The 24248-nt window shown below is 41.1% G+C and carries 28 protein-coding genes; 24 read left to right on the forward strand and 4 right to left on the reverse strand.

The window, feature by feature from the left end; translation table 11 throughout:
• The first annotated feature begins 82 nt into the window (after positions 1 to 82).
• The 8 genes from MHH86_RS14355 (at position 83) to MHH86_RS14390 (ending at position 7246) form a co-directional block, all read left to right on the forward strand.
• Positions 83 to 493 carry a bacteriohemerythrin gene (locus tag MHH86_RS14355; protein ID WP_051491008.1) on the forward strand — a complete coding sequence of 137 codons (411 nt, stop codon included), beginning with the start codon at positions 83 to 85 and terminating at the stop codon, positions 491 to 493.
• A 152-nt stretch (positions 494 to 645) separates the two neighbouring features.
• Positions 646 to 1839, forward strand: coding sequence for a metallophosphoesterase (locus tag MHH86_RS14360; RefSeq protein ID WP_036678207.1), 1194 nt, complete (start codon positions 646 to 648; stop codon positions 1837 to 1839).
• A 140-nt stretch (positions 1840 to 1979) separates the two neighbouring features.
• Positions 1980 to 2432, forward strand: a complete 453-nt coding sequence (locus MHH86_RS14365; protein ID WP_036678204.1) for a MarR family transcriptional regulator — start codon at positions 1980 to 1982, stop codon at positions 2430 to 2432.
• 17 nt (positions 2433 to 2449) lie between these two features.
• On the forward strand, positions 2450 to 3256 hold the full coding sequence (locus MHH86_RS14370) for an NmrA family NAD(P)-binding protein (protein WP_036678202.1): 807 nt from the start codon (positions 2450 to 2452) through the stop codon (positions 3254 to 3256).
• Positions 3257 to 3327: 71 nt separating this feature from the next.
• Complete coding sequence (locus tag MHH86_RS14375; RefSeq protein WP_036678199.1) at positions 3328 to 4005, forward strand: response regulator transcription factor; 678 nt, start codon at positions 3328 to 3330, stop codon at positions 4003 to 4005.
• Positions 4002 to 5378 (forward strand): HAMP domain-containing sensor histidine kinase, encoded by a 1377-nt coding sequence (locus tag MHH86_RS14380; protein WP_036678196.1) that lies wholly within the window; start codon positions 4002 to 4004, stop codon positions 5376 to 5378. The genes MHH86_RS14375 and MHH86_RS14380 overlap by 4 nt, the downstream gene beginning before the upstream one ends.
• A gap of 123 nt (positions 5379 to 5501) precedes the next feature.
• Positions 5502 to 6566 (forward strand): ABC transporter permease, encoded by a 1065-nt coding sequence (locus MHH86_RS14385; protein ID WP_249267730.1) that lies wholly within the window; start codon positions 5502 to 5504, stop codon positions 6564 to 6566.
• The gene (locus MHH86_RS14390; RefSeq protein WP_036678191.1) at positions 6563 to 7246 is read left to right on the forward strand and encodes an ABC transporter ATP-binding protein; all 684 of its coding nucleotides are present in this window, start codon (positions 6563 to 6565) and stop codon (positions 7244 to 7246) included. Before MHH86_RS14385 ends, MHH86_RS14390 begins: the two co-directional genes overlap by 4 nt.
• A 24-nt stretch (positions 7247 to 7270) precedes the next feature.
• Here the strand turns inward: MHH86_RS14390 and MHH86_RS14395 are convergent, their stop codons facing one another.
• Genes MHH86_RS14395 through MHH86_RS14410 form a run of 4 tightly spaced genes read right to left on the reverse strand, consistent with a single transcriptional unit; the run spans position 7271 to position 10200 of the window.
• Positions 7271 to 8161 (reverse strand): LysR family transcriptional regulator, encoded by an 891-nt coding sequence (locus tag MHH86_RS14395; RefSeq protein WP_036678189.1) that lies wholly within the window; start codon positions 8159 to 8161, stop codon positions 7271 to 7273.
• A 22-nt stretch (positions 8162 to 8183) separates the two neighbouring features.
• A complete protein-coding gene (locus MHH86_RS14400) occupies positions 8184 to 9038 on the reverse strand; it encodes an SDR family oxidoreductase (RefSeq protein ID WP_036678188.1) in 855 nt (284 codons plus the stop codon).
• A 15-nt stretch (positions 9039 to 9053) separates the two neighbouring features.
• Entirely contained in the window at positions 9054 to 9389 is a 336-nt protein-coding gene (locus MHH86_RS14405; protein WP_080742489.1) for a GNAT family N-acetyltransferase, read from the reverse strand.
• Positions 9364 to 10200 (reverse strand): AraC family transcriptional regulator, encoded by an 837-nt coding sequence (locus MHH86_RS14410; protein WP_342479755.1) that lies wholly within the window; start codon positions 10198 to 10200, stop codon positions 9364 to 9366. Before MHH86_RS14410 ends, MHH86_RS14405 begins: the two co-directional genes overlap by 26 nt.
• A 154-nt stretch (positions 10201 to 10354) precedes the next feature.
• Here MHH86_RS14410 and MHH86_RS14415 point away from each other — a divergent pair, with 154 nt between their 5' ends.
• The 16 genes from MHH86_RS14415 to MHH86_RS14490 all read left to right on the forward strand — a co-directional run bounded on the left by MHH86_RS14415 (position 10355) and on the right by MHH86_RS14490 (position 24226).
• Complete coding sequence (locus MHH86_RS14415; protein WP_036678183.1) at positions 10355 to 11518, forward strand: Gfo/Idh/MocA family oxidoreductase; 1164 nt, start codon at positions 10355 to 10357, stop codon at positions 11516 to 11518.
• Between the two features lie 25 nt (positions 11519 to 11543).
• The gene (locus tag MHH86_RS14420) at positions 11544 to 12305 is read left to right on the forward strand and encodes a sugar phosphate isomerase/epimerase (protein WP_036678182.1); all 762 of its coding nucleotides are present in this window, start codon (positions 11544 to 11546) and stop codon (positions 12303 to 12305) included.
• A 30-nt stretch (positions 12306 to 12335) separates the two neighbouring features.
• A complete protein-coding gene (locus MHH86_RS14425) occupies positions 12336 to 13424 on the forward strand; it encodes a Gfo/Idh/MocA family oxidoreductase (protein ID WP_036678180.1) in 1089 nt (362 codons plus the stop codon).
• Positions 13425 to 13453: 29 nt separating this feature from the next.
• Entirely contained in the window at positions 13454 to 14455 is a 1002-nt protein-coding gene (locus MHH86_RS14430; protein WP_036678178.1) for a Gfo/Idh/MocA family oxidoreductase, read from the forward strand.
• A 233-nt stretch (positions 14456 to 14688) separates the two neighbouring features.
• Positions 14689 to 15729, forward strand: coding sequence for a hypothetical protein (locus tag MHH86_RS14435; RefSeq protein ID WP_036678175.1), 1041 nt, complete (start codon positions 14689 to 14691; stop codon positions 15727 to 15729).
• Positions 15730 to 15944: 215 nt separating this feature from the next.
• Positions 15945 to 17453: a malate:quinone oxidoreductase gene (locus MHH86_RS14440; protein WP_036678172.1), complete on the forward strand. Its 1509-nt coding sequence runs from the start codon at positions 15945 to 15947 to the stop codon at positions 17451 to 17453.
• A gap of 139 nt (positions 17454 to 17592) precedes the next feature.
• Positions 17593 to 18009: a GntR family transcriptional regulator gene (locus MHH86_RS14445; protein ID WP_036678170.1), complete on the forward strand. Its 417-nt coding sequence runs from the start codon at positions 17593 to 17595 to the stop codon at positions 18007 to 18009.
• Entirely contained in the window at positions 18006 to 18692 is a 687-nt protein-coding gene (locus MHH86_RS14450; protein WP_036678167.1) for an ABC transporter ATP-binding protein, read from the forward strand. Before MHH86_RS14445 ends, MHH86_RS14450 begins: the two co-directional genes overlap by 4 nt.
• A complete protein-coding gene (locus MHH86_RS14455) occupies positions 18689 to 19534 on the forward strand; it encodes a hypothetical protein (protein WP_036678164.1) in 846 nt (281 codons plus the stop codon). Before MHH86_RS14450 ends, MHH86_RS14455 begins: the two co-directional genes overlap by 4 nt.
• 24 nt (positions 19535 to 19558) lie before the next feature.
• Positions 19559 to 20758, forward strand: a complete 1200-nt coding sequence (locus MHH86_RS14460) for a hypothetical protein (protein ID WP_036678162.1) — start codon at positions 19559 to 19561, stop codon at positions 20756 to 20758.
• Positions 20759 to 20966: 208 nt separating this feature from the next.
• Positions 20967 to 21449 carry a DUF2975 domain-containing protein gene (locus tag MHH86_RS14465; RefSeq protein WP_036678158.1) on the forward strand — a complete coding sequence of 161 codons (483 nt, stop codon included), beginning with the start codon at positions 20967 to 20969 and terminating at the stop codon, positions 21447 to 21449.
• Between the two features lie 10 nt (positions 21450 to 21459).
• Positions 21460 to 21675 carry a helix-turn-helix transcriptional regulator gene (locus tag MHH86_RS14470; RefSeq protein WP_342479783.1) on the forward strand — a complete coding sequence of 72 codons (216 nt, stop codon included), beginning with the start codon at positions 21460 to 21462 and terminating at the stop codon, positions 21673 to 21675.
• Between the two features lie 2 nt (positions 21676 to 21677).
• A complete protein-coding gene (locus MHH86_RS14475; RefSeq protein WP_036678152.1) occupies positions 21678 to 22454 on the forward strand; it encodes a DUF817 domain-containing protein in 777 nt (258 codons plus the stop codon).
• A gap of 183 nt (positions 22455 to 22637) precedes the next feature.
• Entirely contained in the window at positions 22638 to 23294 is a 657-nt protein-coding gene (locus MHH86_RS14480) for a CatB-related O-acetyltransferase (protein WP_036678149.1), read from the forward strand.
• 150 nt (positions 23295 to 23444) lie between these two features.
• Positions 23445 to 23960 (forward strand): GNAT family N-acetyltransferase, encoded by a 516-nt coding sequence (locus MHH86_RS14485; protein WP_036678147.1) that lies wholly within the window; start codon positions 23445 to 23447, stop codon positions 23958 to 23960.
• A 29-nt stretch (positions 23961 to 23989) separates the two neighbouring features.
• On the forward strand, positions 23990 to 24226 hold the full coding sequence (locus MHH86_RS14490) for a DUF3977 family protein (protein WP_076141673.1): 237 nt from the start codon (positions 23990 to 23992) through the stop codon (positions 24224 to 24226).
• Positions 24227 to 24248 lie beyond the last annotated feature (22 nt).

A 24248-nucleotide genomic window follows, 5' to 3' on the forward strand; every position in this document is an offset into this window, starting at 1 on the left:
TGATGTTGTTAATAGTTCTTTTATGGAGAAAGGTGGAAAATAAAATTGAAATGTAATTTTCAAGAAACGGAATGGTGATTTCATGATCGCTTGGAAAGATTCATATGATATCGGTGTAGAAAAAATTGACTGCCAGCACAGACAGTTGTTAGCGAAATTGAACGAGTTCTTTGAAGCATGCAGTAATCAGCAAGGAAAAGAAAAGATTGAGGAAACGCTGAAATTCTTGAAAGAATACACGATTGAACATTTCAGTAATGAAGAGCAGCTGATGGAGGAGATCAACTTCCCTGAACTAGCTGAACATCGTCAGACGCATGCTGATTTCGTGAAGGCAGTTCTCGAATTGGAAGAAACGGTCAAAACAAAGGGAGTGTCCGTACTCTCAACCATCAAGCTTAATCGAACGTTAACAGACTGGCTGATAAATCACATCAATAAATGCGATAAGCTGATTGGTCAATGTATGGCCACACGTGATAAAGCGATATAAGATAAACCTCCAAAGAAGATGCCGAAGGGCATTTTCTTTTTTTAGTTCCGATGTTTTCCGAACACCGCATTGCAGTTTATACTGGGTTAACGGTTTGTGTTATGATTTGAGATAAGAGGTAGAGAAGTAGTTAGGTAAAGGGGAGAGAAACGATGAAAACATTACGAATGTTAGCTTCAGGATTCGCTATGCTGCTCATTCTGGGTCTTGTTAATTTCTACATTGGCTATCACGGTTGGCTGCTTATTGATGAATGGTTTTCAGGTGTTTCGTCAGCAGTATTCTGGACATTATTTATACTCATCGCTTTTGCGTATGTCATTGGAATGATTCCATGGCCAAAATCGGTTAAACCGATCGCCAGATTCTTTAAAGTGATTGGATCGTATTATCTAGCCTGTATGGAATTTGCTATCATTACGTTACCTTTGGCAGACCTATTATACGTGATACTGGGATGGTCGGGAATCGATCGTACCTATTACATCGCAGAAGCGGGCGGGACAATTCTGATATTATTGGCAGTTTTTCTGGTCTGGGGTTCAATCAACGCCTGGAGTACCGTGATCCGCACACATTCCATTCCTATTGATAAATCTATTGGCACCAGCACGCCATTAACGATCGCGGTTGCTTCAGACCTGCACTTAGGGAATATCGTGGGCAATCGTCATCTCAAAAAAATGGTGTCACAAATGAACGCTATGCAACCCGATGTGATTTTGCTGGCTGGAGATGTCTTGGATGACAGCATTGAACCTTTTATCCGCAATAGTATGAGTGAACAGATTAAACAGTTAAAAGCTCGTTATGGTGTCTACGCAGTACTGGGCAATCACGAATATTATGGTGGATCAATTAAGGAATATACCGATTTGATGAGTAGTATTGGGATCAAGGTCCTGCAAGATGAGGTTGAAGAAGTCGCAGGAACCTATATTGTAGGCCGAAAAGATAAGACAGCCGAGGCGATGGAAGCCGGTGGCAGACAAAGTGTAAGCTCCTTGCTCGAAGGACTTGATCTTACACGTCCTGTGATTATGATGGATCATCAGCCTACAGGCTTCGACGTAGCCGCTCAAGCTGGGGTAGACGTTCTACTCTCTGGTCATACACACCGAGGACAGATTGCTCCAAATCACTGGATCACTAAACGTTTGTTCGAGCTGGACTGGGGATATCTTCGTAAGGACAATTTGCATGTAGTCGTGTCGTCAGGTTATGGAACATGGGGACCCCCAATTCGTTTAGCAAGCCGGTCGGAGATCATTAAGCTGGAGGTTATGCTGGAGGGTTCTAAAAAATACAGTGAAGAGCCTGTTTCCACAAAAACGGTGTTAATCTAAGGTGAGTTTATATTTAGAGGCTGTTTCATCAGCAGATTTATTCTGCTAGGTGAGGCAGCTTCTTTTTTTTGACAACGCATGGGGATTGTAGTATGTTTGAAAAAGGTTAAGGACTTAACTATATTGGAGCTGAATTATAGATTATGGATCATTTACAACAGTTTGTGCTGAATCAGCCATTGCATACCAAAGCATTTTTTACATTAGTTGAAGCTACTGCAAATTTAGTTTCTGTTTCTGAGAAATATTGGCAGTCGAAAGGATTGAACGGAGCAAGAATTCGTATCTTGGTGGAGATCTCTAAACAAGGAGGTGCGATTTTACCTTCTACATTGGCTCAAATTATTGGAGTTACCAAAGCTAATATAAGCATGCTGTTAACACCATTGGAGCGAGATGGATTAATAACCCGTTCGAATGATACCAAGGATGGCAGAAAAAGCGTCATTTCGATTACTAGTGAAGGCCAGCAATTACTTCTGGAGCATCTTCCAGAGAATCGTCAGGCTGTCGCAGAGAGAATGCAGAATCTGAATGATCAGGAGCTGCACCAACTTATCTTTTTATTACAAAAACTCAGTACATTCGAATAACAGAAAGGGTGTTATGTATGTCGATTATGGTTACAGGAGCCACAGGCCAATTAGGCAGCTTAATTATGGAGAACCTTGAGAAGTATGTTCCGGCTAGTCAAGTTATTGCTTGTCTTCGTCAGCGAGAGAAAGCTGCTAATTATTTAGAAAAAGGGTTCGAAGTCCGTTTTGGCGATTATGACCAGTTGGATTCGTTAATTGAAGCTTTTACAGGGGTCACAACATTACTTTTAATCTCCAGCTCTCATACCGATGATAAGATCAGATTAAATCAGCACGCTCAGGTCATTCATGCAGCAAAAAAAGCCGATGTGAAACATCTGCTTTATACTGGATTTGCCTTTCCCCCCAAAGGTCCGATTCCTTCTTATCATGTTCATTTACTAACTGATCAGATGATTCTTGAATCAGGGATAGATTATACGTTTCTGCGTAACGCTTTGTATATAGATTTTGTGGGTGTGCTTGGGTTGAAGGAAGCCATGGAAAGCGGCGAGCTAACCACTTATCCAGGGAACTGGCAGTTTAACTCAGTCACTCGTGAGGATCTCGCTTTAGCTACGGCAAAGGTTCTTACAACGAGTGGACATGAGAACCAAACCTACGAACTAGCCGCACCTAGCGTTTGGGACTTTAACGAATTAGTTGATGTATTATCAGAGTTATCAGGGAAAAGAATTACGTTTCGCGAGGATTCAAGCGTTCAACATTGGATATATTCGTTTCTTGCGAAGATAGACACTGCTTCTACATCAAAAGATCTGGAGAGACTGATGGAGCGGCCGGTTACCACACTTAGAGAGAGTATCAAGCCTTTTGTTTGATCTGACTTTAGTTGTTCTATCGTTATAAAGTTGTTACTATGAGTTCATCCATTATTCAGGGAGTGTAAATGATGAAGAAGATTTTAGTAGCAGATGACGATGTGAATATTCGAACATTATTAAAACATGTACTAACAAGGGAAGGATATCAGGTGATGGAGGCCAGTGATGGCCGAGATGCGATACATAAATTGCAGGACAGTATTGCGGATTTAGCGGTCGTAGATGTAATGATGCCACATGTAGATGGGTTAGAGCTATGTCAGCATATTAGAGAAACGTATGATATTCCGATCATTTTATTGACAGCACGCCAGCAGCTGAGTGATAAAGAGCAAGGTTATTTGCGGGGGACGGATGATTATGTAACGAAGCCTTTTGAGCCTGAAGAGTTGCTATTTCGGATCAAAGCTTTATTCCGCCGCTATTCCATTGCTTCAGATGATCGGATTCGATTAAATTCTCTAGTTATTGATCGCAAAAATTATGAAATAACCGATGGTGATGAGGTTCTGCTGCTGCCGGTAAAAGAGTTTGAGCTTCTGGCTCAATTGGCGCAATATCCAGGCAGGTTATATACACGTAGTGAGTTAATTGAACTGGTATGGGGCATGGATTATGAAGGTGATGAGCGAACAGTCGATGTACATATCAAACGTTTGCGTCAGCGCTTCGTAGATTATCAGGAAGATTTTGTGATCCGAACAGTACGAGGTATTGGCTATAAATTGGAGATGGTTAACGTATGAGATCCTTGTATGTCCGGATGTGTATTGTCTTCTGTTCAGTAATTGTGGTGAGTAGCCTTCTTGGATTTTTGGTGTCTAATATTTACTATCAAGCCCAGATTAAATCTCAGAACGATGCCAAACTTACCGGAATGGCTATCGAGGTTCAACAATTCGCAGAATCACATCCGGAAACGATGGAGGATTATTTGCGGAGTATAGCCAAGCTGGGTTATAAAATCTATTTAACTGATGCTGAAGGGGAATCAAGATTCTACGGTAAGCCCTTTAGAAAAGAAGATTTGGATGAGCAGCAACTAGAGAAGGTTCTGAATGGGCAAATTTATCATGGGGTCGCGGATTTCCCGGACAGTGCATTTATTACCGGATTTTTTGATAATCAACTGCGTAATTCAATTGGCGTTCCTGTAAAAGTAAACAATGAGACGTATGCTTTGTTTATGCGGCCGGATGCTGAAGTACAGTTCGGGGAGCTGCGCGTCTTTTTTGCTGTGATCATTGGGTTCACCGTGTTGTTTAGCTTAGGCTTTGTAATGATTAGCGTACTGCATGTGGTAAGACCTATTACACGTTTGACGACGGCCACTAAACGGATCTCAAAAGGCAGATACGATATCAAATTGAATACGTGGCGGCGTGATGAGATTGGTCAGCTAGCTTCCCATTTTATGATTATGAGCCGGGAGCTGGAACGAACAAATCGGGCACGACAGGAATTTGTGGCCAATGTATCGCATGAAATTGAGTCGCCATTAACATCTATTCAGGGATTTGCCCAAGCTTTAAAAGATTCTACCTTACCTGAGGATGAACGGTTACAGTATCTCAATATTATTGACCAAGAAAGCCATCGTCTTTCATTGCTTAGCAAACAGCTGCTTACCTTGTCTTCACTTGATTATGATCCTAATTCCATACAGAAAAAGTCGACAGACTTGCGTGCACAACTAAGACAGGTCGTACAAATCATGGAATGGAGATTAACGGAGAAACAACTGGCCGTGCGTTTGAATCTTGCTGACATCAGCGTTCTAGGTGATTCAAATCTATTGTTCCAGGTATGGATGAACCTGCTCTCCAACGCCATAAAATACACACCTGCTGAAGGTTCCATTATGATTTCCGCGAAGCTAGTGGAACAGAACTGTATTGTTTCTGTGTCGGATACTGGTGAAGGCATTTCAGCCGAGGAGTTACCATTAATCTTTGATCGTTTCTATAAAGTAGATCGAGCACGAACGCATGAAACACATAGCAGCGGACTTGGACTTGCGATTTCTCAAAAAATCGTAGAAGCGCATAACGGAACCATTGAAGTAACCAGTACTTTGGGTGAAGGGACTACCTTTACAGTTACACTTCCGCTTTTGTAATTCATTATTCATACTCCGTTCATTTTCATCTTCTAAACTGTGACTATACAGATTAGAAGGAGTGGTAATATGTTTTTAGCCTTAAGGGAAATGCGACATTCTAAAGCCAGATACCTATTAATTATGGTTATCATGTTATTGGTTTCCTTTCTTGTACTTTTCGTCACGGGACTAGCCAGAGGATTAGCGTATGCAAATATCTCTGCAGTAGAGAACATGCCGGCGAATTATTTTGTAGTACAAGGTGATGCGGATCAGACCTTTAGACGTTCTCAGTTAACAGATACGGAGCTCCAGAATGTACGTTCAGTAGTTGGAGACAATAATGCGTCTTCACTTGCAATGCAGATGAGCACTGTCACTGCTAATGATGCAGACGTTAAAGCAGATATTACTTTTTTTGCAGTAGATATGAATGGGTTATTAGCCCCTAAAGTAGCTGAAGGTGACAAGATTACTAATGAGACAAACGGTAAAGTCCTTGTTGATCGTGACCTCGAACAGTCAGGAATCAAACTTGGCAGTATTATTCGTGATCAGGCAACCGGGATGGAATTTACTGTTGCAGGTTTTGTTGAGGATAGCTCATACAGCCATACCCCAGTAGTTTATATCAACAATCAGGATTGGCAAGCTATGAAGCAGGGGGTTAACCAAGGAGAAGAAACCTCTTCGTCTGTACCGTTTAATGTGATTGCCCTGAATGCGAATGCTGATCAAGTAGATAAGATTTCAACGAATGTAAAAGATGTAGAGGTCATTACGCAAAAAGTAGCTATATCCAATATTCCGGGCTACTCGGCAGAGCAGGGTTCACTGCTAATGATGATTGTTTTCCTGTTTGTGATCGCAGCGTTTGTTCTGGCGGTATTCTTCTATGTCATTACGATTCAGAAAACAAGTCAGTTTGGTATTCTGAAGGCGATGGGTACTAAAATGTCTTACTTGGCTTGGAGCGTGGTAGGGCAGGTCATGATTTTAGCTATATCAAGTCTTTGCATTAGCTTACTGCTTACCTTTGGGATGAATAAGGTCCTGCCAGATTCGATGCCATTCCAACTGGAGCCTTCCACCATTCTTTTAACCAGCTGTTTATTCGTTGGGATGTCTCTTTTAGGATCACTAATTTCTGTCGCTAAAGTGGCAAAAGTAGATGCATTAGAAGCTATTGGGAGGGCTGGAGCATGAGTGCAAAACTAATTATGAAGCAAGTAACCAAAAACTACGGTGATGGCGACACAACGGTGTCTGTGCTGAACAATTTGAATCTGATCGTTAATGAAGGGGAATTCGTTGCTGTCCTTGGACCTTCGGGAACAGGGAAAAGTACATTCCTTTCAGCGGCTGGTGCGCTTCTAACACCTACTAGCGGTGAGATTTTTATAGATGGAGAATCACTTACAGATAAAAGTAAAAGTGAGCTGACAGAGCTCCGTTTAGAGAAGATAGGCTTTATGTTCCAAAGCGCTCAACTATTGCCTTATTTGAAGGTAGAGGAGCAACTCCTTTTTGTAGCTAAGCAGGGGAAAATGAGTGCTAAGGAAGCGAAGGAACGGGCTGCCGATTTGATGAAACGATTGGATATCTGGAAACGGCGTAATCACTATCCGGAGCAGCTATCCGGTGGGGAGAAGCAGCGTGTAGCTATCGCTAGAGCATGGATGAATAAACCAGCGATTCTCTTTGCAGATGAGCCGACAGCCAGTCTGGACTTCAAACGCGGAAGAGAAGTTGTACGCATGATCGCTGATGAGGTGAAGAGTGAGGGGAAAGCAGCGGTAATGGTCACTCATGATGAACGGATGCTCGAATGGTGTGACCGCGTTCTGCATCTGGAAGACGGGCATTTGGTTGAACATCAAGTATAATTTCATAGTGTGGAAGAAAAAAAGCTATTTGTCTTTTCTAAAGACAAGTAGCTTTTTTATAAAGACATCGGTAGCTAAGGAAGAAGAACATTCTTGATGTCGGATGATCGAGAATTGCCTTTCCAGATGATGTTGCCTGATTGGCAGCTCCTTGATCTCACCACTTTCCAGTTCCTTCCGTACAATCCATCTGGAGAGCATGGCGATTCCGAGACCGGAGGCCACAGCTTCTTTAACACCTTGAGAGCTGTTGAAGACATAGGATCTTTTAACAGAAATATCTTCCTCCTGTAGGAAATGATCGCTGAAAGCTCGTGTGCCCGAGCCATGCTCGCGAAGCACCCAAACCTGATCCTGCAACATGCTCTGCTCCACAGAAATCGCTTTTGACAGAGGGTGGGTAGCAGGGGCGACCATAATCATCTCGTCTTTCATATAAGGAGTGACGTTGAGATCATTCTCATGGACCTCGCCTTCAATAAACCCTATGTCCAGTTCGTTGGATTTAACGCCTCCAATAATCTCCTCAGTATTGCCTATCGTCACTTGCAGCTTGACCTGCGGATATTGATTGGCAAAATCAGCAAGTCTTGCCGGCAAAATATATTCACCAATAGTAAAACTAGCGCCGATATGTATACTCCCAGTGACTTCGTCCTGAAGCATATGGATTTCCTGACTTGCTTCATCGAAATGAGCCAATATTTGTTTGGCGTGTTTATAAAGAATACTACCGGCTTCTGTTAATCTAACCTGTTTAGAAGAACGATGCAGGAGTTTAGCACCGAGCTCATTCTCAAGATTCCGGATATGCAGACTGACACCGGGTTGAGATAAATTCAGCGCTTCTCCTGCTTTGGAAAAATGACTCAGTTCAGCTACAGTAACGAATACGCGTAATGGATCTACAATCATTTTAATCCCTCATTAGATTAGTCTATACTCCCGAATAAGCCAAGAATCCACCGTCAACGGGGACGGTAACTCCGGTCACAAAGCTGGACATTGCTTCATCTGCTAACCAGAGTAGTGTGCCAAGCAGATCCTCCGGCTGTCCAAAGCGGCGCATTGGAGTATGAGAGATGATTTTTTGGGAACGGTCTGTAAGCTCGCCATCTTCACGAACCAACAGCTTCTCATTTTGTTTAGTAAGGAAAAAGCCAGGGGCAATGGCATTCACACGTATACCAGACTCAGCGAAATGAACGGAGAGCCACTGGGTGAGATTATTAATTCCTGCTTTGGCAGCGCTGTAGGCAGGTACTTTGGTCATTGGAGAAGGTGCGCTCATGGATGAAATATTAATTATAGATGTGCCCGTTCTGCCGAGCATCTGCTTGGCAAAAACTTGGGTTGGGATCAATGTTCCAATCAGATTAAGGTCCATCACGTTGCGAAATCCATCTACACTAAGGTCAAAAAAAGTGAATATGTCCGGGTTCTCCAGGTCATCATTTTTGAAAATCTCTTGGGTCGTATTTGCTGAGGAATCATTTCCGCCAGCACCGTTAATTAATAGATCGCAAGGACCCCAGTGATTCTTAACAGCTTCTGCGGCTTTCATAACACTCTGTTGATCTGTAACATCACAGGAGAGTGAAATTGCTTGACCGCCTGCGGCAGTAATTTCAGCGGCAACCAAATCTCCCTTAGCTGCGGTACGATTTAGAATCGCGACTTTAGCTCCTTGTCGACCTAACTCTAGCGCCATAACCCGGCATAATACACCGGCTCCTCCGGTAATCACAGCGATTTTTCCTTCTAATGTTGGATGCAAAGTTAATTCTAGCATAACCATTGAGCCTCCCTAAAAGTCCTGAGTGTGATTAAAGTTCCTTATCAAGTACGAACTAATCCCTGTTTGGATTGCCCATCGTTCACAGGTTTCTACAAGCTGTCTGCCAATTCCTTCTCCGCGGCAAGTCTGATCAACAACAAGACCTCCGATTTCAACAAATGAAGGAGACTCAAGCAAAATTCGAACGGTCGCATGTATCCATCCTACCAATCGGTGATCTGATTCAGCTACATATACAGCATGATCTTTATGGGTTCCGATTTCTTGTAGTCGTTCCCTAATTGTTCCAACACATAGATCCGGACATTCCCTAATAAATTTACTTAGTGCTGTTACGATAGGCAGAAGGGGAGATTCCTATTGTCTTTTTGAAATATTTAGAGAAATGGGCTAATTCCATACTTACTTGCTCCGCGATATCTGAAATGCTGAAATTGCTATAAGAAAGCTGTCTTTTAGCATGCTCCATTCTTTTCAATTGTACATAATGCATGGGGGGAACCCCTATAAATTTCTTGAAGTAGGGGATGAAATAGTTCGGATGTAAGTGGACAATTTCTGCTAACTCTTCTATTTCTATGGGTTTATCCAGCCGCTCATCAATATATTGAAGAACATAGGCGAGCTTTCCTTGATCCCCCGTATGTATAAATTCTTGCATAAAGTCTGTTTTGATATTCTCGTTCGATTCAAGGCAAGTAGCAATTAGATTGAGGACGTTCGCCTGAGTACGCAGAATGGACAATACATCATCTTTTTGAAACTGTTCGATCATTTCTGTGAAAATAACCCGTACGGAATCTGGGTCGGGCGCATCACAGATAAACAGTTTGTTTGCCGAATGGAATAAGGGCCACTCCCCAATATCAGCATCAAAATGGCAGAAATAGCGTGTATAGGGATCATTCATTGACGTTTCTGTAGTTTGAGTGCTTCCTGCGGGCATGATCATTAGCTGACCTGCTCTCGGATAATAAGTAATACCGTTAATGATAACTTTTCCCTCACCGCGGTCAATAAAATACAGTCGATTAAATGTTGGGGTTTCCAGCGTACGATTCCACCCGCTATATCCGCTTCTAAGTTGGGCATGGGTCACTTTTACGGTAAGATTCTGGAGGAATCTGCCGGTAAGGTTACCTGGATTATTCATCATCTAGCTCCTCTATGACTTGATTATCCTTATTATAACGAATTTATTTAACTAAATCATCTTATTATTATGCAAATAATGCTTAATTTCGATCATGTTCATGTCTATTAATTAAGTATATTCTCATAACATAACCTCAAATAGGGAAGTGATCTGATTGAATAAAGTACGGTATGGCATTATTGGAATTGGGAATATGGGGAGTGCACATGCACAAAGTCTGTTGAATCATATTAAAGATGCTGAGCTTGCAGCTGTATGTGATGTAAGGGAAGAACGTTTGAAATGGGCAGAAGAGCATTTACCGGAAAGTGTACAGAAATTTGCAACACCCCAAGAGTTATATGAGTCTCATCTCATAGATGCAGTATTAATCTGTACTCCACATTATGATCATCCAACTTTAGCTATCGAGGCTTTTCAATATGGTTATCATGTATTGGTAGAGAAACCGGCTGGGGTCTATACCAAAGCTGTTAAGCAGATGAACGAAGCTGCAGCAAAGTCTGATCGCAAATTCGGAATCATGTATAACCAGCGGACGAATCCTTTATATCAAAAGCTTAGGGATCTCATAAAGTCTGGTGAACTAGGCGAAATCCGCCGCACAAATTGGATCATCACCAACTGGTACAGATCACAAAGTTACTATAATTCCGGTGGTTGGCGGGCTACATGGGCAGGCGAAGGTGGTGGGGTGCTGCTGAATCAAGATCCTCATCAACTAGATTTATGGCAGTGGACGACAGGTATGATGCCTAAGCGGATCAGAGCGTTTTGTCATTTTGGTAAATACCGCAATATTGAGGTTGAAGATGATGTAACCGCTTATGTGGAATATGAAAATGGTGCGACAGGGCTTTTTATCACCACAACAGGTGAAGCACCGGGAACTAACCGTTTCGAAATTACTGGCGATCAAGGAAAAATCGTAGTGGAAGACGGGAAGCTAACCTTTTGGCGTCTACGCACGCCGGAGCCGCAATTCAATGCAGAGTTTACGGGAGGATTCGGCAGCCCAGAGTGTTGGAAATGTGAGATTCCTGTAGAAGAAGGTGGCGGTGAACAGCATAAAGGAATTTTGCGGAACTTTACGAATGCCATTCTACACGATGAGAAATTGTTAGCTCCGGGTGAGGAAGGTATTCACGGTCTAACGTTATCTAATGGAATGTATTTATCGGCTTGGACCGACGATTGGGTGGAGTTACCGATTGATGAAGATTTATTTTATGAGAAGCTCATGGAAAAGGTAGAGAATTCTAACTTCAACAAAGAAACCACAGTCGCCCAAACCTTTGATGTTAAGGGAACTCATTAAATTCTAATCAGAGAGGAAAGATCCTATGAATCGTTCAACCATTGCTGCTCAAATGTACACATTACGTGATTTTACTAAAACTGCGGAGGATTTAAGATCCACTTTTCAAAAGGTATCTGCTATGGGTTATGAAGCTATTCAGATTTCAGCCATCGGGCCGATCGATCCGAAACTCGTAAAAGAGTATGCGGATGAATCAGGTCTGGCAATATGTGCAACCCATGTGTCATGGGATCGCCTAACGAACGATTTGGATGCTTTAGCCGCTGAACATAAGCTGTGGAACTGCAAAAATATTGGACTAGGAAGTTTACCGGAAATATTCCGTACGGGACAAGAAGGTTACCGTGAATTCGCAAAGCTGATGTCGGACATTGCAGTTACTTTAAAAGATCAACATGATCTGCAATTTGTTTATCATAATCACGATTTTGAATTTGAACGCTTTGATGGAATGACTGGCATGGAAATTCTGCTCACCGAGTCTGATCCTGCCGTTGGTTTTGAGCTGGATTTATATTGGGTTCAAGCAGGCGGAGGGAGTCCGGCTGAATGGATACGCAAAGTTGCAGGCAGAATGCAGGTAGTTCATTTAAAAAATATGGCGATCGTTAATAGAAAACAGATCTTTGCTGAAATCGGTGAAGGGAATATGAACTATAAAGAAATTATCAATGTTTGTCGCGAAACAGGTGTTGAATGGTTCGTAGTGGAGCAGGATGTTTGCCGTCGTGATCCTTTTGAAAGCTTGGAGATCAGTCTGCGTTATCTTCTTAATACGTTATAGAATGGAGTAATACTGATTAGGAGGGGTTTTATGAATCGGAAAAATGGGATGACCTATGCACCAACATATGAATCCAAACCAGTAGTGAAGCCGGGTGAATTCATCATTGCCGCTATTGCCCTAGATCACGGTCATATTTACGGGATGTGTAACGGACTGGTTGAAGCAGGGGCAGAGCTGAAATGGGTATATGATCCGGATGAGGAAAAGGTCAGAAATTTTATTAGTAAATATCCCGGTGTCAAAGCTGCTGGATCTGTGGAAGAAGTTCTGGAAGATCCCGAAGTGCGATTAATAGCAGCGGCAGCAATTCCATCTGAACGCGGACCTTTAGGCAATCGAGTAATGGCTCACGGGAAGGACTATTTTACGGATAAAGCACCCTTTACAACCCTGGAACAGCTTGAATCCGCTAGAGCAGTGGCAGCAGCAACTAATAAGAAATATATGGTCTACTACAGTGAACGCCTTCACGTTGAAAGCGCTATCTATGCTGGGCGGCTGATTCAGCAAGGAGCTATCGGCCGTGTCCTGCAAGTCATTGGATTAGGGCCACATCGTCTAAATGCTCCTAACCGGCCGGAATGGTTTTTCCAAAGGGAGAAATATGGTGGGATTTTGTGTGACATAGGCAGTCATCAAATAGAACAATTTTTGTATTATGCAGATTGTCAGGATGCTTCGGTTATTCATAGTAAAGTGGCCAATTACAACCATCCGACTTATCCCGAATTAGAGGATTTTGGTGATGCTACTCTTGTAGGTGACAATGGGGCAACACAATATTTTCGCGTGGATTGGTTTACGCCTGATGGGCTGGGCACATGGGGAGACGGGCGCACGATGATTATGGGTACTGAAGGATATATTGAACTGCGTAAATATACTGATATGGGTCGTTCAAATACACCGGATCATGTGTACTGGGTCAATGGGGAAGGGGAACATTATGAGCATGTAGCTGGGAAGGTTGGTTTTCCTTTCTTTGGTGAGCTAATCCTTGACTGTCTGAATCGGACAGAGCTGGCGATGACACAGAGCCATGTGTTCAAAGCTGCCGAGCTATGTCTGAAGGCTCAAGAACAAGCGATCAATCTAACCCCGGCAATACTCAGATAACGATTGAATGATGAACGGGGGTAATATAGATGAAAGAACTTGGAGCAGCCATTATTGGATGCGGAGCCATTTTCCCTCTACATGCAAAAACATTAACAGGCATCGATGGTGTGAGCCTACTTGCAGTTGCAGATATTGATGCTGACAAAGCATTACATGCGGCTAAAGAATATGACTGCCAAGCTACTAATGATTATAGAGAAATTTTAAAGGATGACCGTATTCATGTTGTACATCTCTGTACGCCTCATTATTTACATGCAGAAATGGCTACGGAGTTGTTACAAGCAGGAAAACATGTCCTTACCGAAAAGCCTATGGCGGCAGATCTTCCTTCAGCCAGACGAATACTTGAAGCCGCACAGCAAAGCACAGGTCAGCTTGGTGTGGTGTTTCAGAACCGTTATAATGATGCCTCCATATATATTAAGCAGGTCATTGATTCAGGAATATATGGGAAGCTGCACTGCATGAAAGGAATCGTGACCTGGCACCGCAGCGAAAGTTATTATAGCGATAGTGACTGGAGAGGACGCTGGTCTACGGAAGGTGGAGGCCTGCTAATTAACCAAACTATCCATACACTAGATTTACTTCAGTGGTTTGGTGGAGAGGTGGCATCGGTGAAAGGCAGTATTACCACGGATGTGCTAAATGGGGTCATAGAGGTAGAAGATACCGCCCACGCCTGCATCGATTTCACTAATAATGTCAGAGGGCTCTTTTATGGTACAAATACCTATCTGGAGAATTCTCCAGTGGAGCTGGAGCTAGTCTTTGAAGAAGGGACTATCAACCTCCGCAGAGATCATTTATATCTTTGGAAGGATGGAAAGGAAACCTTGCTGTGTGAGCCTAGATTTAGTGCTACGGAAGGTAAATCCTATTGGGGTACCGGGCATAAGAGACTGATTGAGGACTTCTATGAGCATGTCGCCAGGGGTCAAAAGTTTTGGTTGGATGGTGCTGAAGGGATAAAAGCGCTGGAGTTGGTGGCGGGGATTTATAGTTCATCGCAAAAGGCTGAATAAATAATAAATAAGCTGTATCAAAAGTAGATTACTCTACGAATGATACAGCTTATTGTATTTTTAATGTGAATCACTTATTCTCAATCCTCATCAACGGAACTCTAAATAATCTATAACCTACCTTTTTAGCTTGTCCATGGGGGTGATTTATGTAATTATGTTCATGGGTAAGTAATTCGTAGATTTACAATAAATATAAAATGATGATTAACGGCAGGTAGGAGGGGTTAGGAATGAGTGTTACATGGAAAAGAAGGATTCTGATCAATGATCCTATTTCACTAGATCCAGTTCAGATTCAGCAAGACTTGTACAGCGGCAACCAAGTGATTGTTCAGTTCTCTGATCCATCGACCTATGGCTCGATTCTGGATGAGGTAAATGAGCTTTGCGCGCGTTTTGATGAAAATTTTGGAGTGCGTTTTTATGGCCATTATTCTGTATCCTTTGATTGTGAGACACTCCTGCAGATTCCAAATGTTAAAATGCTGCTGCTGAATTGTCTTCGCCAGGCACATAACACGAACGTATTGGCTAAGCTGAATAACCTGTATAGTCTGAGCGTGGGTATTTATGAGCTTGAGAATTCGGAGATTCTGAGTATAGATACGTTGCGGTCTTTAAGCATTTTAAATATTAGTTCGGAGAAAAAGACGCTTAATCTGGAATACCTAAAAGAATTCTCTCGTCTAGAACAGTTGCATGTAATAGGAAAGGTTAAAAACCTTGATGCTATTGGAGATCTGGAGGATCTTACCTATCTCGCGCTGCACTCCATCAGCAACAAACCCTTACATTTTATTAATCGGCTAAAGAAATTGAAAGAACTTCGCATTTTACTTGGAGGCAGAGAACATATTAAGGACATCGAAGAGAATGAGATCGAAAGCCTGGAAATTTGTAGAGTCCGTGGCTTTCATGATCTGAGTAATATTTCGGTTTTTCGTGCGTTAAAAAAGCTTGTGATTGAAGATCAAATCCAGCTACGTGAGATTAACTTTGATCAGCAGATGAAGGCATTGGAAGAGCTAACGATTATGAATTGTAAAACATTGGCTCATTTAACGGGAATGGAGCAATTACCTTTTCTGCACAAGCTTCGTATTTTCAAAACGGCGATCGATTTTGATTCATTCATAGAACAAGAGCTTCCAATTGGCTTAACTACATTAGAGTTTGCAACTTTTAAAAGAAAAGTAGATCAGGAAATTCAAAAAACAATAGTAGGGTTGGGATATCAAAACGGAATTGTCTACAATGAGAACAGGGGATGATACAGCTTTTTTTATTCCATAAATCTTGAGGACTTATTTCTATCTTTTTTACAAGCTTTTAAATATTTTATTTTTTTCATATAATAGTAGATATTAAATTTATAAATAATTGTAATACACCATGATAAGGTTATAATTGATACAGAAAAGGTGTGACGCCTAAGAAGGAGCGCCCACATCCTTTCTGCAAAATTCAGGGGATAAGGATGGTAATAATGGGCAAAAGTGCAACTGATACAGACGTCATTTTAATTGGTGCCGGAATCATGAGTGCGACTTTAGGAACACTTTTGAAGGAATTAGTACCGGAATGGAAAATTAAAGTATTTGAAAAGCTTGAAAAAGCAGGGGAAGAAAGCTCTAATGAATGGAATAATGCAGGAACCGGGCATGCGGCGCTCTGTGAGCTTAATTATACTGTTGAAAAGCCAGACGGATCTATAGATATTAGCAAAGCTATTCAGATTAATGAACAGTTTCAGCTTTCGATGCAGTTTTGGTCTTATCTTGTAAATCGTAAGCTGATACATAATCCCCAGGACTTTATTATGCCGTTACCTCATATGAGTTTGGTGCAAGGGGAGAAGGATATAGCTTTTTTAAAGAAAAGATTTGAAGCGCTCTCAAAAAATCCATTATTCCAAGGTATGGAATTTTCTGCTGACTTTAAAAAACTGATGGAATGGATTCCGCTTATTATACAAAATCGTCCAGCGAACGAATCCATTGCGGCTACAAAAATTGACTCTGGAACGGATGTTAACTTTGGTGCTTTAACGCGTATCTTATTTGAGCATTTAAAGAGTAAAAACGTCGATCTCCACTACAAGCATAGTGTCAATAGTATGAAGCGTAACAGTGCTGGCTCATGGGATCTAAAAATCAGAAATGCCAGCGGTAACATTGAACAACATACAGCGAAATTTGTATTTATTGGTGGCGGGGGAGGAAGCCTGCACTTACTGCAGAAATCCGGTATTCCTGAAGGAAAACATATTGGAGGATTCCCAGTAAGCGGTATTTTTATGGTGTGTAATAATCCGGAAGTTATTGCGCAGCATCATGCCAAAGTATACGGCAAAGCTAAAGTTGGAGCCCCTCCAATGTCCGTACCGCACTTAGACACAAGATTTATCGACAATAAAAAATCACTGTTATTTGGGCCATTTGCCGGCTTCTCACCTAAATTCTTAAAAACGGGCTCAATGTTTGATTTAATAACTTCTGTGAAACCGGATAACCTCATAACAATGCTGTCGGCAGGTGCTAAAAACATGTCATTAACAAAATACCTGATCGAACAAGTGCTGTTATCGAAAGAAAAACGTCTGGAAGAACTGAAAGAGTTTATCCCCAATGCCAAAATTGAAGATTGGGATCTTGTTGTAGCTGGTCAGCGTGTGCAAGTTATCAAAGATACAGAAGCTGGCAAAGGCACACTTCAATTTGGTACCGAGGTTATTAGTGCCGCTGATGGTTCGGTCGCAGCACTGTTAGGGGCTTCCCCTGGAGCTTCTACGGCTGTTCACGTGATGCTTGAAGTGCTTAACAAATGTTTCCCTCAATATATAAAAGAATGGGAACCCAAAATAAAAGAAATGATTCCTTCTTATGGCTTGTCACTAATGGATAATCCCGTGCTTCTGCAGAAAATTCACACTACAACAGCAGCTGCACTGGGTTTAGGTGGAAAAGAACATGTTTTTAATCAAAAGGTGTTTTAGTAATAAGAGGGCTGCCGAAAGGCAGCTTTTTTTTCTGCTCAAACCTGAACTATTGACACAAAAGTGTATTACACGTATAGTACATAAATAAGATGTATGAACCACTTAGTACACACACTTAGTATATGGAGTTGGTTGTATGACAGAAGAACAGAAATCAGGCGTCAGCTTTAATATTCGTGAGCCGGTATATATTCAAGTTGTGCGTCATTTCAAGGAACAGATCGCCACAGGGCAAATCGGAGCGGGAGACAAAATTCCTTCACGGCGTGAACTTGCATCAGTAATGAAGATTAATGCGAACACGGCGCAGAAGGCATATAAGGAAATGGAGGAACAGGGTTTGATCGTAACAGAAGGGAATTCCCCGAGCCGAATTACACAGGATCAGCAAATACTTAACTCGATTCGAGCTGAATTAATCGAAAGTGCAGTGGATATATTCATCAGCTCCATTCAGAATATTCAAATTCCAGTTGAAGAACTGGTAGATATCATAAAGACAAAATATACATCCGAGCGAAAGTTATCTCCAGAGGATGGTGACACAAGATGATCCAAGTGAATCAGATGGTGAAGAATTATGGATTCAAGAAGGTACTTAATGGCGTTAGCTTCACTGCTGCCAAAGGAGAGATTACCTGCCTGATCGGAATCAATGGTGCCGGGAAGTCAACGGTGCTGAAGTCCATCATGGGACTGACACCATACAAAGGTGAAGTCTTAATCGATAATGTATCACTAACACCTGTGATGTATGAGAAAATCACTTTTATTCCAGATTCTTTAACGATGCCCTCCAATATGCGAATTGCTGATTGCTTGATCTTTATGGCTGACTTTTATCGGAATTGGAACGCTGAACGTGCAAAGGAATTGCTTAAGTTCTTCCAACTGAGCTCTTCGGATCGCGTATCCTCATTGTCGAAGGGGATGGCTGCGAAGGTAAATTTGTTGCTGGGACTAGCCTTGGATTGTGATTACATCCTAATGGACGAACCGTTCTCGGGGATTGATATGTTCAGCCGCGAGCAAATTACTGATGTGTTCACGAGTGAATTGATCGAGGACCGTGGTGTGATTATTACAACTCATGAAATTAACGATATTGAGCATTTAATTGATAAAGCGGTCTTGCTACAGCACGGGAAGGTAGAGCGTGAATTCTACTGTGAAGAAGTTCGCGAGCAGGAAGGTAAGTCCATTACGGACGTAATGAGAGAGGTGTACATGAAATGAGAGCTTTTGTGAAGCTATTGAATTTTGAAATGAACCGATTTGCCAAAATATATATTGGACTCATGGTGCTGACAGTTACCTTGCAGCTTGCAGCAGTCACCATCGGTGCTAATCATTGGCTGGATTCTGCGAATGAGGCAATGAGAGTGAATCAATGGACGCTTGAGCAATATCACAATGTGACTGGATATATTCAGCTAAACAGTATGATGTATGCTCGCTATAATGGACTTCTATATTTCGGACCCATATTCTTGAGCATAACAGTGTTACTAATATATAGCTGCTTCATCTGGTACCGTGACTGGAGAGGTAAAAATACGATAGTATATCGCCTGCTCACCTTGCCATCCAATCGGGCGAATTTGTATTTTGCCAAGCTGGTTACGATCTTGCTATTCGCATTTGGACTTGTTGCCCTGCAAATTGTGCTTGTGCCACTGGAGCGTTTGATAGCACAGTCGATTCTTCCTGCTGAACTATATCGGAACATCTCGGTATTTGATTATTTGAAGTATCCTACTGTGCTTAGAGTACTGGTTCCGCCCTACTTTTCTGAGTTTGTTCTATATTATGGACTGGGCATTACGGGCTTGATCGTCTTGTTCACAGCGATTCTAATGGAGCGGAGCTACAGACTGAAAGGGATCGGCTTTATCGTATTATACTTAGCGGTTCTAGCTGGATTAGCCTCAATACCCTATCTTATGGGTTATAGCAGATACGATAGCTACTTCTATCCCGGAGAAATCTTAGGTGCTTGTCTCGGATTAATAGTGATTATTGCTGGAGGTTCGCTTTGGTACAGCTTGTATCTATTGCGTAAGAAAATATCGGTATAATTGAAGGGGAATGGAGGTTAAGGAATGAGAAAATATATGGTTACCGCCGTTCTTGTAGTGTTCGCGGTTGTTACAATCGGGACGTATTATGTACAGGCTTCACAAGAGACACCACCTAATTATAAGCTGACGATGGTTCAAGGGGATGCTTCTCTCGTTGAAGATATAGCTTTATACGGAAATTATCTGACTAAGGATAGTGTTTTTGGCATCAAACGAGCTAATATCACTACAAATGGTACAGATTATCCAGATGAAAAGTTAACGATCAGCCAAAGCTTAAACCGAAGACCAGTGAACACACAATTGGATAAATGGAGGGATCAGCATCGTCAGTTCATGCGTGGAAAGAAGAACTTAGCTGGGTTTTATGAAAATCAGGATATGCTTGCTTACGTGAATTGGACCGTAGATAAGCAGCAATCCAATGATCCTTCAGCGAAGAAAAATGCTAAGCTCAGTATTTCTGTGCTTAACAAGCAGAAGAACAATACGCTGGAAATCACATCCGATATCAATGTAGATCATGATGTTTCAGATATGTATGTACAAAATGTACAGCTTGTTGATCAAGAGCTTGTTGCAATGGTGTTTTTGAATCACAGCGCCAAAGGTTATGTATCTGAACCGCAGATTATCCGTGTTAATCTAACAACAAAGGAGATTACAAATGAGCCGCTCGTGTTACCAGGAGCTAAATCTGAAGCAGCAAATGGGGATAATCAATTCGTTAGGTTAGCCAATCAAAATCTGGATCACACGGATCAATGGATTTTAACGGTTAGTAAAGATAATCATAAAAAGGCATATCAAGTAGATGTTGCAACAGGACAAATCTCGCCGCTCGCGTTCCAAGGGCATGAAATGTTATTGAATAATATTATGAATGCGTATGGACAGAAAATTTATTTCCTGCAAAAAGCTGTATCGGGTAAGGAGAATATAGGATTTACTGTTATTTCTTACGATCTCGTGAGTAAAGAATATGAGACTACTTTGAAGAATACAAATATAGATTTAAGTGAAAACATTACCTATGATTTTAAACAAAACTATCTCTATATTGTGGGTTATAAGAATTTCAAAGGTAATCGTCTATATGTATTCAATTTGACAAGCGGTAACCTTGAATACGAAGGAAAAGTAGTATCAACGGAGGCTGCAAATCAGGCTGAAGATGAAACTAACATGGATTTGAATTTTATCGATCTCGGTCAGTATTAGAATTACTTGTAGAATAGAAAAATAGAGATAAAGAGATATGAAAAGGTACCAAGGCCGAGCTAATGACTTCTAATAGTCAATTAGCTCGGCCTTTTAGTCGAAAATTATAAAACAGCCAATAATAACTGTATTTCGATTAAAATATATTGTAAAACGATAAATAATGTGATAAATTCAATTCACAATAAATCTGTGAGGTGTGTTTTTTATGGAAAGAGGATCAACACTTTTTTTAAGGGCAGCGGTTATTCTTATAGGTATCCCGGTGCTTGCTTTGTGCATATTTGTGGTGCCGGAGATAGCGAGTTTCGCAGCAGAACTGTATCCGGATTATAGTTTATTGAAATATCTCCTTGCCATTGATTTGTATGCCTCGGCGATACCTTTTTACTTTGCACTGTATCAAGCTTTTAAACTGTTAGGCTATATTGACAAGAACAATGCTTTCTCGGAAATGTCTGTACAGGTTTTAAAGAAAATAAAATATTGTGCAATCATCATCAGTTGCTTATATGTAGTTGGTATGCCACTCTTTTACCTCATGGCGGAGAAAGATGATGCCCCCGGGATTATAGTCATCGGTTTGATTATCATTTTTGCCTCCATGGTGATTGCCGTTTTTGCTGCAGTTCTACAAAAGCTTTTAAAAGAAGCTATTGATATAAAATCAGAAAATGACTTAACTGTCTGAGGTGAAAACAATGGCGATTATAATTAATATCGACGTGATGCTGGCTAAAAGAAAAATGAGTGTTACTGAGCTTTCGGAGAGAGTTGGAATAACAATGGCTAACCTTTCTATATTGAAAAATGGAAAAGCAAAAGCGGTGCGATTATCAACGTTAGAGGCAGTTTGTAAGGCTTTGGAATGTCAGCCTGGAGATCTATTAGAATACAAAAATGATGAGGAAAGTTAAGAATGAAGTCAATAACACAATTGCTGCATTTTGGATATCATCAGGCGATGAGTTGCATATTTCCTATTGCGATTTTTGGGACTTTAGCTCTTTCTAACATAATAGAAATGCCTTTTCTTTACCGTTATGATGCCATTCTTCTAATACTGCTTACAGTGCAGTACCTCATGTACCGTACTGGATTAGAGACACTGGATGAAATAAAAGTAATCTGTGTGTTCCACGTTATTGGTTTATTGCTGGAAATCTATAAGGTAAAGATGGGTTCATGGGCATACCCTGAGCCAGGGTTTACGAAGGTGTTTGGTGTACCCCTCTATAGTGGATTTATGTATGCAAGTGTCGCAAGCTTTATGTGCCAGATATGGCGAAGATTGAAAATGGATATGACCGGTTGGCCGGGGCTTGCTTCAGCGGGATTGTTGGGAGGAGCCATCTATTTAAATTTTTTCACACATCATTTCATTCCTGATTTTCGTTGGTGGCTGACAGCGCTTGTGGTTGTTGTCTTCTGGAAAACATGGATCATTTATAGGGTACGGACGGTTACCTATCGAATGCCCTTGATACTGGCCTTTTTTATTGTGGGATTTTTTATCTGGTTAGCTGAAAATATCGCTACATTTTTTAATGCATGGAAATATCCTGATCAATATCAAACGTGGCAACTGGTTAGTTTCAGTAAGATCAGTTCGTGGTTCCTTCTAGTGATCATTAGCGTCATTATAGTTGCCCAGCTTAAACATGTTAAGGCTAGCCGTAATCAGATAAATTCATAATTGAGCTGAGTTCGGACAATAGGGTTGATTTGACGAACAAATCATCGTTTGTTACAATGACGGCATCAATTAGGAAAAGGATGAGGACGATGGTTCGTCGTTTGAAAAGGTTTAAGAATGTCGCTACTGCATCAAGCTTCTAAGTATAAATGAATTACATTACTTAGAAGCGAGGGAAAGAAAATGAAACAACATCAGTTCAGCCACTGGTCTGAAATTAAGTATTTAAAGGATATTGTCACCAACCCAATGATTGAGGTAGGAGAGTACTCTTACTACTCTGGTTATTACGATAATCTTGATTTTGAAGATGGGTGTGTTAGATACCTTTGGGGTGATGAACAATCAAGAAAGTTGTTTAATCCCAGTGAAGATTATGGTTGGCATTTAGATAAATTGATTATAGGAAATTATGTTTGTATTGCTAGTGGTGTAATTATTCTCATGGGTGGGAATCACAATCATCATCCTGAATGGATCACCGTGTATCCTTTTGTAGATCAGATTGCAAACTCTTACCAATCCAAAGGGGATACAATCATTGCAAGTGATGCCTGGATTGGGATGAATGCAATGATTATGCCCGGTGTGAAAATAGGCGAAGGTGCTATTGTTGCGGCAGGATCAGTTGTTGTAAAGGATGTCCCACCGTATACGATAGTGGGCGGCAATCCTGCTAAAGTGATCAAGCAACGGTTTACAGATCAAGAAATCGAAAAGTTAAAGGAAATGTGCTGGTTCGATTGGAAACGCGAGAAAATTGAACAAGCCACGTCTATCTTTTCAAGCTCATCTATTGATCAATTATATGACTTTTACCTTAAAGAAATAAAAAAATAACAAAATCAGAACAGGCTGCCGGTATATTCTGCAGCCTGTTCTTTTATCTGACAGGGTAGTTTAACAATAATCGTTTTTTACCAGATTAATCCTAATTAGTATGTTAATATAGGAATGGACTCATTTAATAAGTTAGGAGGAAATTATATTATGGCCTTACCTTTACAAATCCGTCGAATGACACAAAACGATATTGCTATTATACATACGGGGTTATCTGAGCATGACGTAAGCCAACCTCTTGATTATGTCCAGCGTTGTTGGCAAGAAAATCAAAATGAAAAGCGAGTTACAATTTTAGCTTTTTGTGAAAATGAGTTTGTTGGATGGGGACATGTGGTATACAGGTCGGAATATCCTTATTTTGCAGAGAATAATATACCTGAAATTCAAAACTTTGACGTCATCCCGCCATTTAGGAAACGTGGGGTAGGAAGTGTATTAATTGAAGCTCTTGAAAAAGATGCTTTTACTATATCTAATACTATTGGTATTGGATTTGGATTATACGCTGACTATGGAACCGCACAACGGATGTATATAAAGCGTGGTTTTATCCCTGATGGGCGGGGAATCATGTACGATAATAAGCCTGTTGAGCCTGGGGCACATGTTTGTGTGGACGATGATCTCTGCCTTTATCTAATAAAAACTATTGAGCAATAAAAGCAGCTCTTGTACGGGGGAGATAGATTCTGAAGTATATCGAATTTGGTCTTGGCAATACATGGCTTATTAGAACTGAAACGGAGTTAGAGGATGGAACGGAATATGAAGAAAAAGGCATAGTGAAACCGGTAAAGTTCCGCTCGTTATATTTTAGAGTTTGGATTGGCAAAACCGTAATCATTCTAGACTTAAGACAAGGCTTGAAAATAAGTAAGAAGAGTCGTAAAACGTTGAAGATTATTTTTGGTATAACAAGTCTTTAGGTTAAGTATGACAAGGTTGCCG

Source organism: Paenibacillus sp. FSL F4-0097 (genome assembly GCF_038593125.1).
GTDB lineage: Bacteria > Bacillota > Bacilli > Paenibacillales > Paenibacillaceae > Paenibacillus_AQ > Paenibacillus_AQ odorifer.

What these genes read in the sequence shown, in the direction of transcription:
- MHH86_RS14355 (WP_051491008.1), top strand. Translation starts at nt 83, where the DNA reads ATGATCGCTTGGAAAGATTCATATGATATCGGTGTAGAAAAAATTGAC.
- MHH86_RS14360 (WP_036678207.1), top strand. Translation starts at nt 646, where the DNA reads ATGAAAACATTACGAATGTTAGCTTCAGGATTCGCTATGCTGCTCATT.
- MHH86_RS14370 (WP_036678202.1), top strand. Translation starts at nt 2,450, where the DNA reads ATGTCGATTATGGTTACAGGAGCCACAGGCCAATTAGGCAGCTTAATT.
- MHH86_RS14375 (WP_036678199.1), top strand. Translation starts at nt 3,328, where the DNA reads ATGAAGAAGATTTTAGTAGCAGATGACGATGTGAATATTCGAACATTA.
- MHH86_RS14380 (WP_036678196.1), top strand. Translation starts at nt 4,002, where the DNA reads ATGAGATCCTTGTATGTCCGGATGTGTATTGTCTTCTGTTCAGTAATT.
- MHH86_RS14385 (WP_249267730.1), top strand. Translation starts at nt 5,502, where the DNA reads ATGGTTATCATGTTATTGGTTTCCTTTCTTGTACTTTTCGTCACGGGA.
- MHH86_RS14390 (WP_036678191.1), top strand. Translation starts at nt 6,563, where the DNA reads ATGAGTGCAAAACTAATTATGAAGCAAGTAACCAAAAACTACGGTGAT.
- MHH86_RS14395 (WP_036678189.1), bottom strand. Translation starts at nt 8,161, where the DNA reads ATGATTGTAGATCCATTACGCGTATTCGTTACTGTAGCTGAACTGAGT.
- MHH86_RS14400 (WP_036678188.1), bottom strand. Translation starts at nt 9,038, where the DNA reads ATGCTAGAATTAACTTTGCATCCAACATTAGAAGGAAAAATCGCTGTG.
- MHH86_RS14410 (WP_342479755.1), bottom strand. Translation starts at nt 10,200, where the DNA reads ATGATGAATAATCCAGGTAACCTTACCGGCAGATTCCTCCAGAATCTT.
- MHH86_RS14420 (WP_036678182.1), top strand. Translation starts at nt 11,544, where the DNA reads ATGAATCGTTCAACCATTGCTGCTCAAATGTACACATTACGTGATTTT.
- MHH86_RS14425 (WP_036678180.1), top strand. Translation starts at nt 12,336, where the DNA reads ATGAATCGGAAAAATGGGATGACCTATGCACCAACATATGAATCCAAA.
- MHH86_RS14430 (WP_036678178.1), top strand. Translation starts at nt 13,454, where the DNA reads ATGAAAGAACTTGGAGCAGCCATTATTGGATGCGGAGCCATTTTCCCT.
- MHH86_RS14435 (WP_036678175.1), top strand. Translation starts at nt 14,689, where the DNA reads ATGAGTGTTACATGGAAAAGAAGGATTCTGATCAATGATCCTATTTCA.
- MHH86_RS14440 (WP_036678172.1), top strand. Translation starts at nt 15,945, where the DNA reads ATGGGCAAAAGTGCAACTGATACAGACGTCATTTTAATTGGTGCCGGA.
- MHH86_RS14445 (WP_036678170.1), top strand. Translation starts at nt 17,593, where the DNA reads ATGACAGAAGAACAGAAATCAGGCGTCAGCTTTAATATTCGTGAGCCG.
- MHH86_RS14450 (WP_036678167.1), top strand. Translation starts at nt 18,006, where the DNA reads ATGATCCAAGTGAATCAGATGGTGAAGAATTATGGATTCAAGAAGGTA.
- MHH86_RS14455 (WP_036678164.1), top strand. Translation starts at nt 18,689, where the DNA reads ATGAGAGCTTTTGTGAAGCTATTGAATTTTGAAATGAACCGATTTGCC.
- MHH86_RS14460 (WP_036678162.1), top strand. Translation starts at nt 19,559, where the DNA reads ATGAGAAAATATATGGTTACCGCCGTTCTTGTAGTGTTCGCGGTTGTT.
- MHH86_RS14465 (WP_036678158.1), top strand. Translation starts at nt 20,967, where the DNA reads ATGGAAAGAGGATCAACACTTTTTTTAAGGGCAGCGGTTATTCTTATA.
- MHH86_RS14470 (WP_342479783.1), top strand. Translation starts at nt 21,460, where the DNA reads ATGGCGATTATAATTAATATCGACGTGATGCTGGCTAAAAGAAAAATG.
- MHH86_RS14475 (WP_036678152.1), top strand. Translation starts at nt 21,678, where the DNA reads ATGAAGTCAATAACACAATTGCTGCATTTTGGATATCATCAGGCGATG.
- MHH86_RS14480 (WP_036678149.1), top strand. Translation starts at nt 22,638, where the DNA reads ATGAAACAACATCAGTTCAGCCACTGGTCTGAAATTAAGTATTTAAAG.
- MHH86_RS14485 (WP_036678147.1), top strand. Translation starts at nt 23,445, where the DNA reads ATGGCCTTACCTTTACAAATCCGTCGAATGACACAAAACGATATTGCT.